Here is a 15604-nt window from a genome sequence, read left to right on the forward strand (position 1 = left end):
AAGCATTATTATCACAACGAACCTTCAGTTCGGGGAATGGAATCATGTATTTGGGGATCCGATTTTGACAGAAGCTGTTGTGGATCGTTTGATTCACCATTCTCACCTTGTGCTATTCAATGACGACAGTCATCGGCTAAAAGAATCTATGGCTTTTCAGCCAATGTAGGAAAGTAGGGAGGCAAGTGGCTACATAAACGTTTTCCGTTTTATGCATTTTTCTCTTGCCAAATACAGGTTATCGGGTTATAACGGGGCTGTAAGGCGAAAATGCAGGAGAAGAGATGTTTTATATAGCGGTGTTTGTCAACATAGTTGTCGCATTCGGCTGATTAGTTTTTGGAAATGTAACTCTTTATAATTCCGAACTACCGCGCTACGCTTGCTCTCCCAATGATTTAAAATGAAAGGAAGATCTTTCTTTCATTCCAAATCATTAGGGCTTGGAACGTTCTATCCATTTTCTGAAGTCGGCTGTGTCTTTTCCCGCATTGGATTCAGTGCCACCTGTTCGTGGGGCGACCAGTCCCTTGTACCCCTGGCCCACCGTTCTGGATGCTTTTTCTTTGCGTCCTGATAGATTTCCTTTCGTTTTGCCAACACGTCCTTATGTGTGCCATTGTGACATTGTACTGGTGTCACAAAATTCAGACCACTGTGGAGATGGATTTCATTATACCAATGAATGAACTGCTGAGCCCATTTTCTTGCCTCTTTCAAGGAGGCGAAGCCTTTTTGAGGAAACTCTGGTCTGTATTTGAGCGTTCGGAACATTGCTTCCGAATACGGATTATCATTGCTCACGCGCGGCCTGGAAAAGGAACTCTGAATGCCCAGTGTTTCCAGTAACCCAAGGAATGTGGACGCCTTCATCGGACTTCCATTGTCGGAATGCAACACCAAGGGTCTGCCTTGAATTTTTTCTTTCAGTACTGCTTTTTTTACAAGTTTCTCTGCATATTGTGCCTCTTCCGTCTCCCATACTTCCCACCCGACCGCCTTCCGGCTGAACAAGTCAAGAATCAAATACAGTCGGTAGAACAACCCTTTCACTGGCCCCCCAAGCCATGTGATATCCCAAGTCCATACCTGATTAGGCGCTGTGGCCAGATGGCTCTCCGGAATCCGTCTTACCGGCTTTTGGCTGCGCCCCCGATGATTCTGCATATGTTCTTTGCGCAATACACGATAAAACGTAGACTCCGATGCGATATATCTGCCTTTGTCGGCCAGTTGCGGCACAATTTGTGTAGGTGGCAGATCAGCATACGCTTCTTGTTTTACAACTTCCAAGATTTCGGATTTCTCTTTTTCCGACAGTTTGTTCTTTGGTGTAGGCCGTTTCGCGTGCGGGCGTTGATCGACTTTCACGCCGCCTTCCGCCACCCAGCGTTCGTAGGTCCGCACGTGGATATGCAATTCTTGGCATGCCTTTGAAAGACGAGCTCCATTCCGATTAGCTTCCTGAATCAATTCCACAGCGCGTAAGCGATTTGATGGGTCAATCATTCGTCCTCTTCGTCCCCCCAAATCGCTTGGGCCTTTTTTCGCAGAAGTAACAATGCCGCCGCTTCTGATAACGCCTTCTCCTTCTTCTGAAGCTCCTTCTCTAATGCCTTTGCCCGTTGCTTTTCCTCTTTCAACTGACCATTCATTTGTCTCGAATGATCGAAGGCTTTTCCGTTTGCCTGCAGGCATGTTTGTTGCCAAGCCTTGATCTGTTCCCGGTACAAGCCTTTCTGTCGGCAATATGCAGCCAATTCTTCCTCGTTCATGGCATAGGTCTCCATTACGATAAGGAACTTGTCTTCGCTGTTCCACTTGTCACTGATCTGGCCATTACCAGGCGTTGCCATACCCGTTTCTCTGGCTTCCTTGCGCCACCTATACAACGTCACGTCCGAAATGCCAGTCTCTTCACTTATACTTGCCACCGATTCATTTTGTGGCGGCATCATTCGCTTAACGACGATTGCTTTTTCTTCTTTTGAATAACGTATCCGATTTTTCTTTGTCATGACGATGACCTCCGTGTGATTTATTTAATCATAACACGTTTGCCTCGTACGACATCTATCCTAACAGAGGGGGATAGCGAAAAGGGAAAATCCCTTTTCAGGACGTTTTAGACGATCTCACGACATAATCTATAATTATGCAGTCAGTCTTGTTTTTCGAAAGGCATGCCCTAAAAGGATTTGCGAAGAAAGAAGAAAAAGCATGAAGAAATGCAGTGAGTGTGCCGAAGAAATGTCGTGAGATGCAGAACAAAAGGGGAAATAACCGTTTATGCCTCTGTGAGCGGTGGACATTATTTTACACATGCATATCCAACATGATTTCCAAATATGTCACGTAATCTTTTACTCTTTTTCGTAGAATAGTATCTGGAATCATATGAATGGCTTTGGCTGCTTCTTCGTCATGAATCTCCACTTCCCTATCAATCGTATGATCGAGTTGTTTCGCTATTAATGCTTCTTCCGTCCATGTATTCGTTTCATAGTATCCAGTACTAGAGTCAAATGCTTGGTAAAACGTTTGGCCATGTCGCCTAATTTTATGGTAAACCATTATCATTCCTCCTTCAGCCGTTTTCGGTAGACTGTTTTCCCATGGTGTAAAATAACCTGTAAGCACCATTCATTTGTTTCAGGGTGCAAGGCAATGGCTCCCAGCCAGTCTTTTCCTTCCTCGTCCACATAGAGCATGGTTTCAAATAAAAGGAACTCTGGTAAGGGTTCTAATACATCCGCAGGGATTAGCGCCTCGTCGATCTCATCGAGATATAATTCAATGCCTTCGTAACCAATGTCCTCTCGGTCTACGCTCTTCTGATAAAGGCTTTTTAGCATGTGTACAAACCAATCGATTTCTTCCATCTTGCCCATCCTCCTCTATTAAGTTCCAATGATGATCCCTGCTTTACAGGTAACCTTTTTCTTTCAGCGAAACAAACCGGTTATCACCGATAATAATGTGATCAAGAACGTCAATCCCTAGAATACGCCCTGCCTCTGTGATCCTGTTGGTAACTTGAATATCTTCCTGGCTTGGTTCCGGATGTCCACTTGGATGATTATGTCCAAGAATAACGGAAGCAGCATTGGAAAGAATGGCAGGCTTCATCACTTCTCTGGGATGCACAATACTAGCGTTTAGGCTGCCTATGTGACACGTATTAATCGATGTCGGTTGATTCTTGGTATCAAGTGCAATCACCACAAAATGTTCCCTATCGACCTCTCCTAGATATTCTTGGAGTAATGAATGGCCATCTTCTGGGCTACGGATACAGCGGTCTTGATACAGAAGACTGGATTCTTTCACAAGTTTTAAACTTACAATGTTGACTCGCTTGGAAGGCTGACGTTCTCCTTCTTTCTTCAAGGTTGACGCTGATTTGTTTGACTCTACATACTTTTCCATGATCTTTCCCTCCTAAATAAAATAACCCTTACTCCATGACGGAATAAGGGTCTGTCCAAATAACTATTGGACCATTCTTATTTATATTAAATACTTACAAAGGAAGTAAAGACGGATAGGATAAGAAGGTCTTAACAACAAAACATAGCTGCCACATGAGAATAAGAAGAACCAAATGGAAAAAAATTTACAAAGAATAATAAACTTTCCACTTCCACCAGCCACCTCCTAATGAATAAGTGGGGTGGTATAGGTAAACTATTAATATAGAAGAAAAATATTTGGCGTATTATCAATAGTAAATTGCAACAAGAATGTTGAAACATAAAGAAAAGCCCTGCAGAGATTCAATCTCCACAGGACTTCACATGTCACTTTAATGCTCTAAAGCAGTGGGGATCTGTCCCCTGGTTCGTTTATTATGCTGCCATTTAAGCAGGATTATTACTTGGATAAATATTTTTTAACGCGTTAAAGACTGCTTCATGAGTTGCTGTAAAAGTATCACCTTCTGTTACAGAACCTTCTTGTAACCCTCCAAAGAATGATGCAAACTCATCCGCTGTTATTGTACCATCATCATCAAGATCAGCATCATCTAACAAAGTACCTAATCCAATATCTTCAGTACTTGGTAATGCCTGATTAAGTGCATCTAGATCATTTTTAGTTGCGTCTTTAAATTCAATAGGATTAGGGAACTTATCTGATTGACTTTGAATTTTAGTGTTAATTGAAGAGATTAAATTATTAATTTCTTCTTTTACATTACTAACTGATGCCTTTTCTGTAGTAATCCTAGCATTAAGATCAGATTTCACTTCTTCATTAGTGACTTTTGCGACTGCAGCTTCAGCTTCTGTTCCAAGTTCTTCAGCAGCCTCTACTTCAGCTAATGTTGTTAATGGAGCATTCTCATAAGCATCAACTGCATTTGTTGCGGCTTTTTGAGCTTCAGCATCTGCTTTTGTAACAAGGTCCTCAGCAGCGTTTTCTACCTTTGTCGTAGCTTCAGTTACTTCTTCAGCTGCTGTAGCATTTTTTACAATTTCTTTTTGAGTTTCAAGTACTGTATTGAATGCAGTCCATGTTGCTTCTGTGTAATCAGCTTTAGTGTATTTACCTACTTCTGCATTGAATGCTTCTTTTGCTTCTTGAAGAGCTTGCGCTACTTCCTCTGCAGTAGAAACATTTTCTTTTGAGCCTTCGTCAACTGTATATGAAGCACCTTCGCCAGCATCTACAGTTACTTGCCCTTTAGCTTTTAGTCCAGTAAGGTCTGCATCTTTTTCCAGTGTCAACTCAGCACCAGCTTCAGCAGTTACGTCAGTAAATGTACCTTCTAATGTAGCTTGCGCGTTAGCTCCAATTTCAACAGTACCACTAGCACCATCTTCAAATACTAAGCGCCCGCCATCTTGGTCATTGAAAGCAATTTTACCAAACTTAGCAGTTTTTGCTACCACAAAGCTTCCGCCCGAAACGTCAGTAATATCCACATCACCAGTAGTAGTACCATAGTAATTAACATGTGAATCTCCGGCATCAACAGTTAAATTGTGTGATCCTAAATCACCAATAATATTGATAGTTAGAGCTTTTCCTTTATCATCTAGGCTGATATCTTGAGTAGCACCAGTTAAATCAAGTGTCAACTCATCACCTGCTGATGCATCATCAATTGCTTGTTGTGCAGCTGCTTGTGTAGTGAATACTCCGTTTGGATGTACTGTATTAGCAACTACTTCATACACACCAGTTAATGGGGTACCGTCATAAGAAATGATAGATTTATTAACTGCGATAGTATTACTATCAGCCTTCAATGCATCACTATCATTAAATGTGATAATGACTTTTTCATAACCATTATCTGGGTCACCATCAACATCATCAACTGTGATAGAAGCGACATCAGTTAATTTTTTACCATTCAATGTCCAGTTGCTAACCGCTGTCAAATCACTTGCGCCACCGTTGTTAACAACACCTTCAGTGAAGGTTACTTCAATACGGTCTTGTTCTCCTGCTCCAGCATAATCGTATGCAACTACATTATGTGCATATCCATTACCTTTAGCTTCGATCTCAAACTTGCCATCTCCGGCAACTTCTTTAGCAACTACAAAGTCTTTCGTTAACGTTGCTGCAGTATTACCAATGTCATCCGAGATAGATTTTACTACTACTTTCCAATCTTCAGAGTAACCTTGGTTTACTAGTGATTGTAATGTTTTACCATCTGTTGATACGTCAAATTGTGTATCAGCGCCATCTTGATCATCTGAGTAATCTACAACTGTACCAGCGATAACAACATTATTTCCTTCTTTGTCTTTTCCTTGGAATTCTACTTGTACAACAGGAAGATTTCCATTTTGAGATGTTGAAGGTGTCGGATGCTCGTCTACAGAATCACCATTAGGTTTTGTCAACTTAACTGGTTCATCCATCGTTACCTTAAATACTTCATCATCACTAGTTTCTTCAATAGAAGAAATGCTTGGTGACACATTATCAGCTTTATTTAATGGAGAATCAGTATGATTTAGATCTAATGTGAATGCTTTATTTTTCACACCGTTTGCATCATTTGTAAATGTGTCTGCTGGGATATCAAATTGGAACTGATAGTTATAGTAAGCATCTTCAGGTCCATCAAGGATCTTAGTCCAGTCTTCTGTCAATTCAACAACTAACTCGTTATCATGTTCATCAACTGTAAAGTTTGGAGCATGATCAAACACGTTGTTTCCATCTGCATCTTTAAGATTGTCAAGTGTGACATACTCATCGTTTTCTTCATCATAAACTTTAAAGTTATTAGTAAATATGTCACTCAAAGTACCAGTATAGGTAATTTCGCTATCAAATTTAACACGGAATTGCTCTGGTGACTCAACAGAAACTGTTGCACTTGGTGCTGTTGTATCTTCTGGAATATCAAACGTCAATGTTTGACTAGTCGATATGTTAGCTTTATCAGTTAAACCTGCAAAGTCTTTAAGGTTTGTAATTGATAATGAGTGTGACCCTGGTTCGAAGTAACGTTGTTCGTTTTGACCAGTGCCAGCATCTTTATTAAGTGTTAATTCTGCAGTATCACGGTGGTCAATACCAGTTTTTGCATCAAAGTCTCCAAACTCAACTTCGAATTCATCCCCTTCAGACCATAAACCGTCAATTTTGAAAGTACCCTCAGCTACTGCCTCAGAGAATTTCAATTGTAGAGTTTTTAGTCCTTCAGGTGTAACTGATGTTACTTCTGGTTCACGTGCATCAGTTAGATTAAACGTTGCTTCATTCTTTGTTGTACCTAACTCAGCAGTAACAGTTACTTCTGCGTTGTCTTTAAGCTGGTTATTATCACCATTGGTATCATGTTTTGCAAGAATAACTTCGATTGCTTTTTCGTTTCCTTCTACTGGACGGAAACCAATAATATCTTTTTCATCGTTATCTTGTAATACTTTGATATCTACATTAGATTTAGTCACTTGTTTGTCGTAGTTGTCCTTCCCTGCTACAACTACTTCATCAGTAACAAATTTCCCTTCAGATGTAGTCTTAACGAATGTAGCTGGAGATACAGCTTTATCGAAGTATAGAACCACACGGTCAGCTTGGTTAGATTCTGCATCTGAGAAAGTTACAGCATTTACATCTGTTTCAGCACCAGATGGTAGGAATGTTACTTCTGTTTCACCCACTACTTCACCGATTAAGTCTTTATAATCAGAAGATGCTTCGATGATTTGTGCAGAAACTTTAGATGTTACTTCTTCAGTGGAGAACTCAGATGACAATACAACTTGACCAACACCGTTTTGAATGGTTACACGGCTGTTTGCTAAGTTACCAAAAGTAGCATCAAGAGCTAAGACAACATCATTTGCATTTTCATCAACATTACCATTCTCATCAAGTAATTTGAATTCTACTACTGTGTTGTCAGCTCCATTAGCTGTCACACTTTCTCCATCAGTTGTAACTTCTAATGTCCAAAGATCAGTAACTTTTGGAGTTGCGAAATCCTTTGAACCAAAGTTAACTTCTTCACCATTGACTACTGCAGTAGCTGCTACTGTGTAATCTGTATTGTAATCAAGACCAGATACTTTTAATGTTGCAGTTGATTTATCTTCATTTAGTGTAGCTGCATCTACTTTTGCACCTTCAATAGTGAAGTTTTCAGCCTTAACGGAATCAACTTCTGTGTTGAATGTTACTTTAACAGTTGTCTTGTTAATCGCACTTACTGACTCAACTGTAAGGTCTCCTGCTTCATCAACCGAATCCCAGTCTACATTAACTTCTGATGCGTCTTGAATTGCGTCATTAATTTCCTTGTTAGTTAATTTAACAATAGCGCTGGCTTCTAGTGCTTCTCCACCCTTTGTTACTATATAGTTACCTTGTTTTAGAAGGTCAATTTTTTCCGTACGAGATAGCTGTTTAAATTCATCTAGCGTGTATTTTGTATCATTTGCAAAGTCATAAAAACCCGCTTCAACGTCTTGCGTATCTTGTTGATCTGCAGGAGCCTCTTGTGCTAGAACAGGCACTGTTACTGTTGCAGCTAACGCTGCAGTAGAAAGGACTGCAAAAGGTACTTTCTTCTTCATATTAAATAACCCCCAATTTGTAAAAGTAATCATCTGAGATGGATGACTTTAGCAATACTATTAAAAATAAACATTATTAGGGAAGTTAGTGGCAATAAATGCCACTAACTTCTTAGCCCCTATTATTCTTGATCTGCTAGCCCGTAGTTAACCTCAACAGAGTCTGAAACTACTTCATTTCCATCTTCATCTGTGTACGTTACTGTAACACTATCATGAAGATATTCAGGTGCCTCAGTCGAGACAAAGTTACCGTCTGCATCAACTGTAGTATCAAACGATTCGTCTTCCTCGCCCTCTGCACCACTATAAGTGATTGTAAGTGTTTCTCCATTATCAATGTTAGCAACGCTACCTTCTACATTGTAATCATAGATACCTATTGACTCAGCAATGCTGTTTGGCGCTAACGCAGTAGCTGTAACATCAAAAATAGTTGGATCTTCACCGGGTTCGTTAGCGGCTTCTTCAAATGCAGTAGTTGCTTCTGCAAGTTCCTCTAATGCATCCTCTAATTCTGCGTTCGTTGCATCTTCGTTATCGAGGACTGCTTGTGCTGCATCGATTGCCTCTTGATAAGCGTCTACGGCTTCTTGTGAATATTCACCAACACCGTCACCTACAACAGCTTCATCTATCGCTGCCTCAGCATCTGTAATCGCATCAGTTAAATCTTCTGCTACTGTGCTCTCTTCTACATCAGCACCCATAACGAAGAACTTAGCGAATTTACCAGAAGTTTCGTCAAGAACAACTGTTACGTCTTTTTCACCGCGAAGGTCACGTAGTGCCTCGTCAGAGATGTCACTTGTGTCAGTTACATCAACAACTGCTCCATCGGAAACAAGGGTATAGACTGTACCGTCAATGGTAACTTGTTTCTTACCTACATTAACTTCGTCTACGTCACCAACAACAATACGGTCGTCGTATTGGTTGTCACCGTTTACTAGGATGTCTTCTACAAGGTCAGTGTTGTTGTCATCAAATTTGAGAACTGCAACGTTACCTTTTGTAAGATTTACATCTACATCATTCACTTCAAATGTTTGCTTCTCGCCATTGACATAAGCTGTGATTTCTACAACTTCTTCATCTGTGTTGCGAAGTACTTTTGTGATAACAGCTTCTTCGTACACCACATCAGTAGTAGTAGTCTCATCAATTACAATAGCGATTGCTTCATCTTCATCGTCATAGATGACGGTAGCGTCGTTAATGGCAGACCCGTTGTAGTCATCCCATGTAGTTACCTTGATGTCGCTCGCACTATAACCTTTTGTAGCGTCAAATACTACAGTGTCATTGTTGAGACGTTTTGCACCAGATTCAGCGTTAAAGTAGGTGTCTCCAGCTTCAAGAACTTCCTCGTCTTTAAGAGTGTCAGTACCTTCATCTGTATCATTAGCAGTAAAGAATTCAAGCTCTTTAAGATCACCATCATCGTCTAGGTGAAGTTGGACGAGTTGTCCTTCTGCTAGATAATCCGCATCAATCGTTACATCATCATCACCGCCAGTGCCGGAAACGAGTACAATGTTGTCTCCATCAACTGTTGGCTTCCATTCATCTGCATCACGGTCATTTGCATCATCGATGTCATATTCAACGCCGTTAACAGTGATTGTGTTCAGATTAGCTAATTGAACTTCGTATAGTTTTTCTTCATCATCAGAAGTAACAGCTTCAATTTGGGCTAGATCTTTACCAAAGTTCGAATCAAATTTAACGTCTTCAGTCAGAACAGCTGGTTTCGTATTGCTTTCTACGTCAGCAAGGTCACCGTCAATATAAACGAGATTTCCAGCACGGTCTAAGTGGAGAACTACTTCACCAGCAGCTTGGAGCTTTTCAGCTGCATCGCTATCGATGAATTCTGTTTCTCCGTCTTCATTTAGGTAAACAGCTCCACCTTCGTAGTCTACATGGAAGTTTTCGATATCTCCTGAATCGTAAGTAAAGTCATATACTTCCCCGTTAACTTTAATAGATTCATTGTATACAGTATCGATCTCACCTTGCACTTCGTTGTTGTAGACTTCAGCAAAGCCGTCGTCACCATTCGCGTCTGGGTTGAAGAACAATACATCGTTTTCTTCAAGGTCATCAAGGGATATTACTTTACCGTCCTTGACAATAGTGGCGTCCTTCGCATCAAATGCTCCACCAGTTCCTTCTCCTTCGTGACCGATAACTTCATTATTTTCTACGCGGTCTACGACTAAGAAGTTCGTCAAGTTATACGCGCTAACATACACTACGTCACCGGAACGATCATAGCCAACTTTAGCAAAGTTAAACTTACGGTCGACGTATTCACTAATATCTGCTTCTTCTCCATTTACGTAGAAACGGAATTGGTCTTGGTCTACGTCATCAAACTGCTCATCAGACGTATCAAACTTCTCGTCCTCTGTAAGAAGTTTCACTTCGTCCTCTTTTGTAATTTCAATCGCATCGTAGTCAGCAGTTGCTTTTTCAATGCTGTAGTCTTCAAGCACGTTATCCTCGTCGAACCATACACTTACTTCTTCACCGAGCAAAGCTTGATAGTCGAAGTCTTCGAATTCCTCAGGAACTTCAATAGTTTCTGTGTTTCCATTGTCTGTAAGAATAGTGAAATCACCATCTTGCGGGTCAATCGAAACTACACGGTGCTTAATGAACTCTGGACGAGTGAAGTTGTATTCAAGATCACCAATTTGAATGGTGTGCTTCACTAGACGTGGAACTTCATCCTTTGCATCGTCGCTCGTGTTGTCATAAAGATGAACTTCTGCAGACATACCGTCTGGTGCAAGCTCTACACTTTCAACACCTTTCCGAGCGCCGCTTGCAGTTTCAAATACGCGTACGTCTACACGGTTAAGTGATTCTCTGTAAGGAGCAGTAAACTTCACTTCAAGTACGTGACCATCGTCAGTAAGTGCATTTACTTCTGAAATGTCGGTCGGCTCAGCAATTTCGAGGGCACGGTCAAGGAATGCCGCGAACTGCGCACGAGTTACTGTTTCTTTTGGACGGAATTTACCGTCTGCAGTAGAAGTGATGTTGTACTGTGCAAGTACTTCAATGTTGTCCTGGTGGCTTTCGTGTGCTTCTTCAAGGTCAGAAACGTCTGCTTCTTCGCCTTTGATTGGCTCAAGATCGAAAGCACGAACGAGGATTGTTGCCATTTGCTCACGGGAAAGGTCCATTCCAGGTGCAAACTGCGTGTTGTTTTCACGGCCTTGGATCAAGCCTGCTTCTTTAACAGCTGCAGCAAATGGAGTGTAGTAGCTCTCTTCGCTAAGATCTTCGAATGGAGGTGCTACGTTTGGATCTACTTCAAGATCAAATGCGTTTACAAGAAGTTCTGCTACTTGACCACGGTTGATCTCTTGGTTCGGGCGGTATGTACCATCTTTGTACCCATTAATGATACCTTGGTCAGCGAGACGTTGGATGTTCTCAGAAGCCCAGAAAGTATTGTCCACGTCGCTGAAAGATTCGGCAGCATCAGCTTGCTGTACGCTCATTGGACCAACAGCGCTGAAAGCAGTCGCTACTACTGCCGCAGAAACGGATGTTGCTAGAAACTTACGGTAAGACTTTGGTTGGTAAGCCATGTTTATTGTTTCCTCCCTTTTATTGAGCATTCTACAAGTGTAAAAGTTTCATAGAATGCTTTATTCTAATTTTCAGAGACGCTTTCCGCCTTCTGGTTCCTCAACGAACGCTGTCGGGTCATCGGAAGCTGGCTGAAACCTGTCTCTGACTATTAGATTTTTCCTAGTTTTCAAAGAAATGCAACGCTCATTATAGCGGGGGATGACGGCACTGTCAAACAATGTTAATTGTTACAAAGATTGGTAGGATAAAAGTGGCTGTTTCGCTAATGAGCAGAGTACATCGACATATTACAAGCATTCTACAACATTTTCATGTTAATTACTAGATTTTTTACTGTTTTTTTACAATAACGGTAATTATGACTCAGTGCTGGATGAGTTTGAGAATGAATGCCGCCGTTTCCCTGCATTTCCTTTTCCCACTTAATATTGAAACATATTTTTTACCAATTTGTAAGGCTTTTATGTTGTTGTAATCAAATTGATATATTTTTGCAAAGAAATCGCCCAGGAAATGCCTATTATGCTAGGGTTTGAGGGTTGTTTGCCAATTTGTGGTTAGATTTCCTCTTCTGATTCATTGTTTCCTTCCTCTTCCTGTTCCTCCATCTTTTTCCTCTGGATTTCTTTTACTTTCTTTTCAATAAAGGTTTCGAGGTCTCCGCTTACGTTATTGAACTCGTCGTAGCGGACGCTTTTTCTTTCATTGAAGCTACGTAGTTCACCGGCGAGTTCAATCGTGAAGGTGAAGCGTGTATCGTAGCCGCTTAGGAGCTTCGTTTCTTTATCAATGAAGGCGACCATATCGATACGGTCGAGTTGGATCGAATTCTTTGCTTTTTCGTCGAGTCCGCCGATCTGCTCCGTAATGCCTAGAGATTCGAGCTTTTTTTCGACGAGAGGGTGGTGGCGTTCGTCTGTTCCTTTAAAAGAAACTTCATAGTACTCCTCTTCTTCCTTCATTAAGAACTCATTCTCATAGGAAAGGAAGAAACGGAGATCGTCGAGTGGACGCAAAAGCGGGGTGAACGTATCCTGTTCGGCGTCGTACTCTCTCCACTTTTCATCCTCGCGCACTTCTACCTTATCTCCCTGGACGCGCCAGGCAAGTTCCAGTGGTTCACTTAGATCGACCAGATTAATGTCTGTATCCATGAATGCTTCGAGGGGTTCGTTGTACTGAACGGCACCGCGGGTGAACGTGCTGACACCACCCTGTGCGGCGTGAAGCGAATTTGATTCTGTAAAATAAACGCTGTCGAGCGCTTCCATCTTGTTCATCGCTGTCTTATACACTTCTTCCGGCAGCTCTTGCTCTCCGCAGGCACTCGTGAATAAGAGACCCACTCCGAGAACAACAGCAGCGGCTGTTTTTTTTCCTATCATCATCCAATGTCTCCTATTTCTTATGTAGAATAGCCATGCTTGGAAAAAACTTGCACAATGCTATTTTACAGATACAACACGCAAAAGGCAAAGCTGTAAAAGTTTCTTAACTATGTTGCGTTAAAAATTGTTGATTTCCATTGCAGACGGACGCTTTCCGCGGGCAAAGCTTCAGCCTCGGGCCTACAGGATGTAGGTCATGCAACCGTTGCGACAGGACGTCGCGCAGTTAGGTTGCCTTCCTTTCAGCCAGGGCTTCGGTGTCTTCAGCTGTTGCTTTCGACGAACACGACGTTCTAGTGTCGGCGTTGGTCACAGGACGTGACCGCTTTTAGCCGACGCCCGCTGGAGTCGCCGTCTTCCATTACAATCAACTGGTATTCTAGTATGCTGGCAAATATTTTCACAGACTCTTGTGCTCCTGGGGTAAAAGCGTCCTTCCAAAGCGATTGGAAGTCTAAGGGACTGATTGCTTAAGTGCTAATTGAGATGAAAAGTATGAGAAACCATGTGAAAAATGTGTGACAATACGACGTTTTATTACAGTTTTATTACAGGAGTAACGTAGGAGGCGATGGCTTGTTATTTCAGCAATTATCGGGTTTTTGGTGGATGTTGGTAAAACTGGAAGAGTACTTAAAGGAAATATAAGGGGGATTATGTCTCATTCTGTCTTTATCTTGTTACATAACTGTAAACTCAGGAGTCGGTCTATCATGCTAGACTGTTAACTAGTTTCATAAGACAAGCAATCAATTAACGACACAATCTACTTCTTAAGAACGAACTACACGACGCAGTTTATATAAGAAAAAGAGCAGGTACCTAGGAATGGGACCGTTGCTCTTTTGGACAAGATTACGTGTTTTCTAACAAGGGGACAACAACATGAGAGAGGGGTGGCCAACTTGGTCAAGAGAAGTGTAGCAGCAGTACTCAGCTTCGTGATGCTGTTGGCAGCTTTCGCCGTGCAACCGGGAGTCTCGGAGGCGGCATCGAAAGCTGATCAAATCATCGCAGAAGGAAAGAAATTGATGGGAACACCGTATCGCTGGGGAGGAACGACGCCAAGCGGCTTTGACTGCTCCGGATTTGTCGGCTATGTTTTCCGGAAAGCAGGCGAAAGTCTTCCACGAACTGCATCCCAGCAATACGGGGTCGGAAAGAAAGTATCGAAAGGTAACTTAGAAAAAGGCGATCTCGTGTTTTTCTCACACGGATCCGGCATTCAGCACAATGGTATTTACATAGGAGGCGGCAAGTTCATTCACTCCTCCACTTCTAAAGGGGTTACGATCTCAAGCGTTAACGATCCGTACTACTGGGGAAGCCGTTATGTAGGAGCCAAGCGTGTTCTTGATGAGGAAGAGGAAATCGAAGAAGCGGTTAAGGCACAAGCACTTGAGCCACTTCCACAAGGCGAATTCCACGACATTGATAAGGACTTCTGGGCGTATAACAGTGTCACTGACTTAGCCAAGCAAGGGGTTATTGAAGGGTACCAAAACAGTACATACAAACCTTCGAACAGCATTACACGAGCAGAAGTTGCGGCTTACTTAACAAACGCTTTAGACTTACCGCGTGACGGAAACGACACTGGCTTTAAAGATGTGGATGCTTCTAATGAATATGCAGCTGCGATTAAAGCAGTAGATGAAGCAGGTCTTATTACAGGAAATGACAGAAATGAATTTATGCCGGAAGATCCGATGACTCGCCAGCAAATGGCTGTTATCTTCTACCGTACGTTTGAACTGGAAGGTATCACGTATGATGGTTCTTTCGTAGATGTGGATGCGGATCACCGTTATTATAAGCACATTCAAGCACTTGCCGGCAGCGGCATCACTTCTGGAAACTCAGACGGCGAATTTGAACCAGGTCGTGAAACAACACGTGCCCACTTCGCTGTATTCCTGGACAAAGCTTTAGAACGGTAAACCTTCACACTAGACTCGCCCTCGCGGCGGGTCTTTTTTTGTCTCTTGGTTTGTACGTTGATCCGTTCTCTTGTGACCGGGCCGTACGTCGGCAACAGCGGGGTGAGCCTTGCCTGTCGGCGAACCGGTGCTTGGCGGGCGCACGGTACGGTGAGAGGGGGAGGCTCACGTACCGTACTCCCTTTCCAGGACAGAAAGTGGGCACTCTATAAAAGGGGTCAAGAGAGAGTCATGCAGCTGTTACTAGCTGTATGGTACTGGTATAACCGGTTCTTGTTGCCTTTAAACCTGTTTTTGTGAATTTTTTTAGATTGTGAGAATCTGGGTGGGCGGAGCAGCGGTCGTGGGATGGGGGCGAGGCGTTTGTTGAGAACCTGCGCGGGGTGTGAGGGTGTTATTTTAGTAGTGTTGCTGTTTTGCGGCTTCATTTCCTTGCTGTGGGGTTGTTATTTTCGCGGTGGCACGGTTTCGATGCTCCATACACCCTGTATGGCGCTGTTATTTTGATGACACTCCCGTTTCGCAACGTCATACACCTGCTATGACGTTTTTATTTTCATAAGTGTTCCTTTTGACGACGTCATACTGCTCCTATAATGTTGTTATTTAT

General features: G+C 42.3%; 8 protein-coding genes and 1 pseudogene. 2 read left to right on the plus strand and 7 right to left on the minus strand.

Annotation, left to right across the window (positions count from 1 at the left end; translation table 11 throughout):
- Positions 1–169: ATP-binding protein (locus LOR49_RS08770; protein ID WP_240376358.1), on the plus strand; the 169-nt coding region annotated here is incomplete at its 5' end.
- 284 nt (positions 170–453) lie between these two features.
- Here LOR49_RS08770 and LOR49_RS08775 read toward each other — a convergent pair.
- The 7 genes and pseudogenes from LOR49_RS08775 to LOR49_RS08805 form a co-directional block, all read right to left on the minus strand.
- Positions 454–2018, minus strand: a pseudogene (locus LOR49_RS08775) (IS3 family transposase).
- A gap of 298 nt (positions 2019–2316) precedes the next feature.
- Positions 2317–2574, minus strand: a complete 258-nt coding sequence (locus LOR49_RS08780; RefSeq protein ID WP_240376100.1) for a hypothetical protein — start codon at positions 2572–2574, stop codon at positions 2317–2319.
- Between the two features lie 2 nt (positions 2575–2576).
- Positions 2577–2882, minus strand: coding sequence for a hypothetical protein (locus tag LOR49_RS08785; protein WP_240376102.1), 306 nt, complete (start codon positions 2880–2882; stop codon positions 2577–2579).
- Positions 2883–2925: 43 nt separating this feature from the next.
- Positions 2926–3429: a JAB domain-containing protein gene (locus tag LOR49_RS08790; protein ID WP_240376104.1), complete on the minus strand. Its 504-nt coding sequence runs from the start codon at positions 3427–3429 to the stop codon at positions 2926–2928.
- 431 nt (positions 3430–3860) lie between these two features.
- Positions 3861–8054, minus strand: a complete 4194-nt coding sequence (locus tag LOR49_RS08795; protein WP_240376106.1) for a hypothetical protein — start codon at positions 8052–8054, stop codon at positions 3861–3863.
- A 122-nt stretch (positions 8055–8176) separates the two neighbouring features.
- The gene (locus tag LOR49_RS08800) at positions 8177–11662 is read right to left on the minus strand and encodes an S-layer homology domain-containing protein (protein ID WP_240376107.1); all 3486 of its coding nucleotides are present in this window, start codon (positions 11660–11662) and stop codon (positions 8177–8179) included.
- 561 nt (positions 11663–12223) lie between these two features.
- Positions 12224–13054 (minus strand): DUF6612 family protein, encoded by an 831-nt coding sequence (locus LOR49_RS08805; protein WP_240376108.1) that lies wholly within the window; start codon positions 13052–13054, stop codon positions 12224–12226.
- Between the two features lie 905 nt (positions 13055–13959).
- Here LOR49_RS08805 and LOR49_RS08810 point away from each other — a divergent pair.
- A complete protein-coding gene (locus tag LOR49_RS08810) occupies positions 13960–14994 on the plus strand; it encodes a C40 family peptidase (protein WP_240376109.1) in 1035 nt (344 codons plus the stop codon).
- Positions 14995–15604 lie beyond the last annotated feature (610 nt).

The organism is Bacillus piscicola, from assembly GCF_022458745.1.
In the GTDB taxonomy this organism is placed as follows: Bacteria; Bacillota; Bacilli; order Bacillales; family Marinococcaceae; genus Alteribacillus_A; species Alteribacillus_A piscicola.

What these genes read in the sequence shown, in the direction of transcription:
- LOR49_RS08790 (WP_240376104.1), bottom strand. Translation starts at nt 3,429, where the DNA reads ATGGAAAAGTATGTAGAGTCAAACAAATCAGCGTCAACCTTGAAGAAA.
- LOR49_RS08785 (WP_240376102.1), bottom strand. Translation starts at nt 2,882, where the DNA reads ATGGAAGAAATCGATTGGTTTGTACACATGCTAAAAAGCCTTTATCAG.
- LOR49_RS08795 (WP_240376106.1), bottom strand. Translation starts at nt 8,054, where the DNA reads ATGAAGAAGAAAGTACCTTTTGCAGTCCTTTCTACTGCAGCGTTAGCT.
- LOR49_RS08805 (WP_240376108.1), bottom strand. Translation starts at nt 13,054, where the DNA reads ATGATGATAGGAAAAAAAACAGCCGCTGCTGTTGTTCTCGGAGTGGGT.
- LOR49_RS08800 (WP_240376107.1), bottom strand. Translation starts at nt 11,662, where the DNA reads ATGGCTTACCAACCAAAGTCTTACCGTAAGTTTCTAGCAACATCCGTT.
- LOR49_RS08780 (WP_240376100.1), bottom strand. Translation starts at nt 2,574, where the DNA reads ATGGTTTACCATAAAATTAGGCGACATGGCCAAACGTTTTACCAAGCA.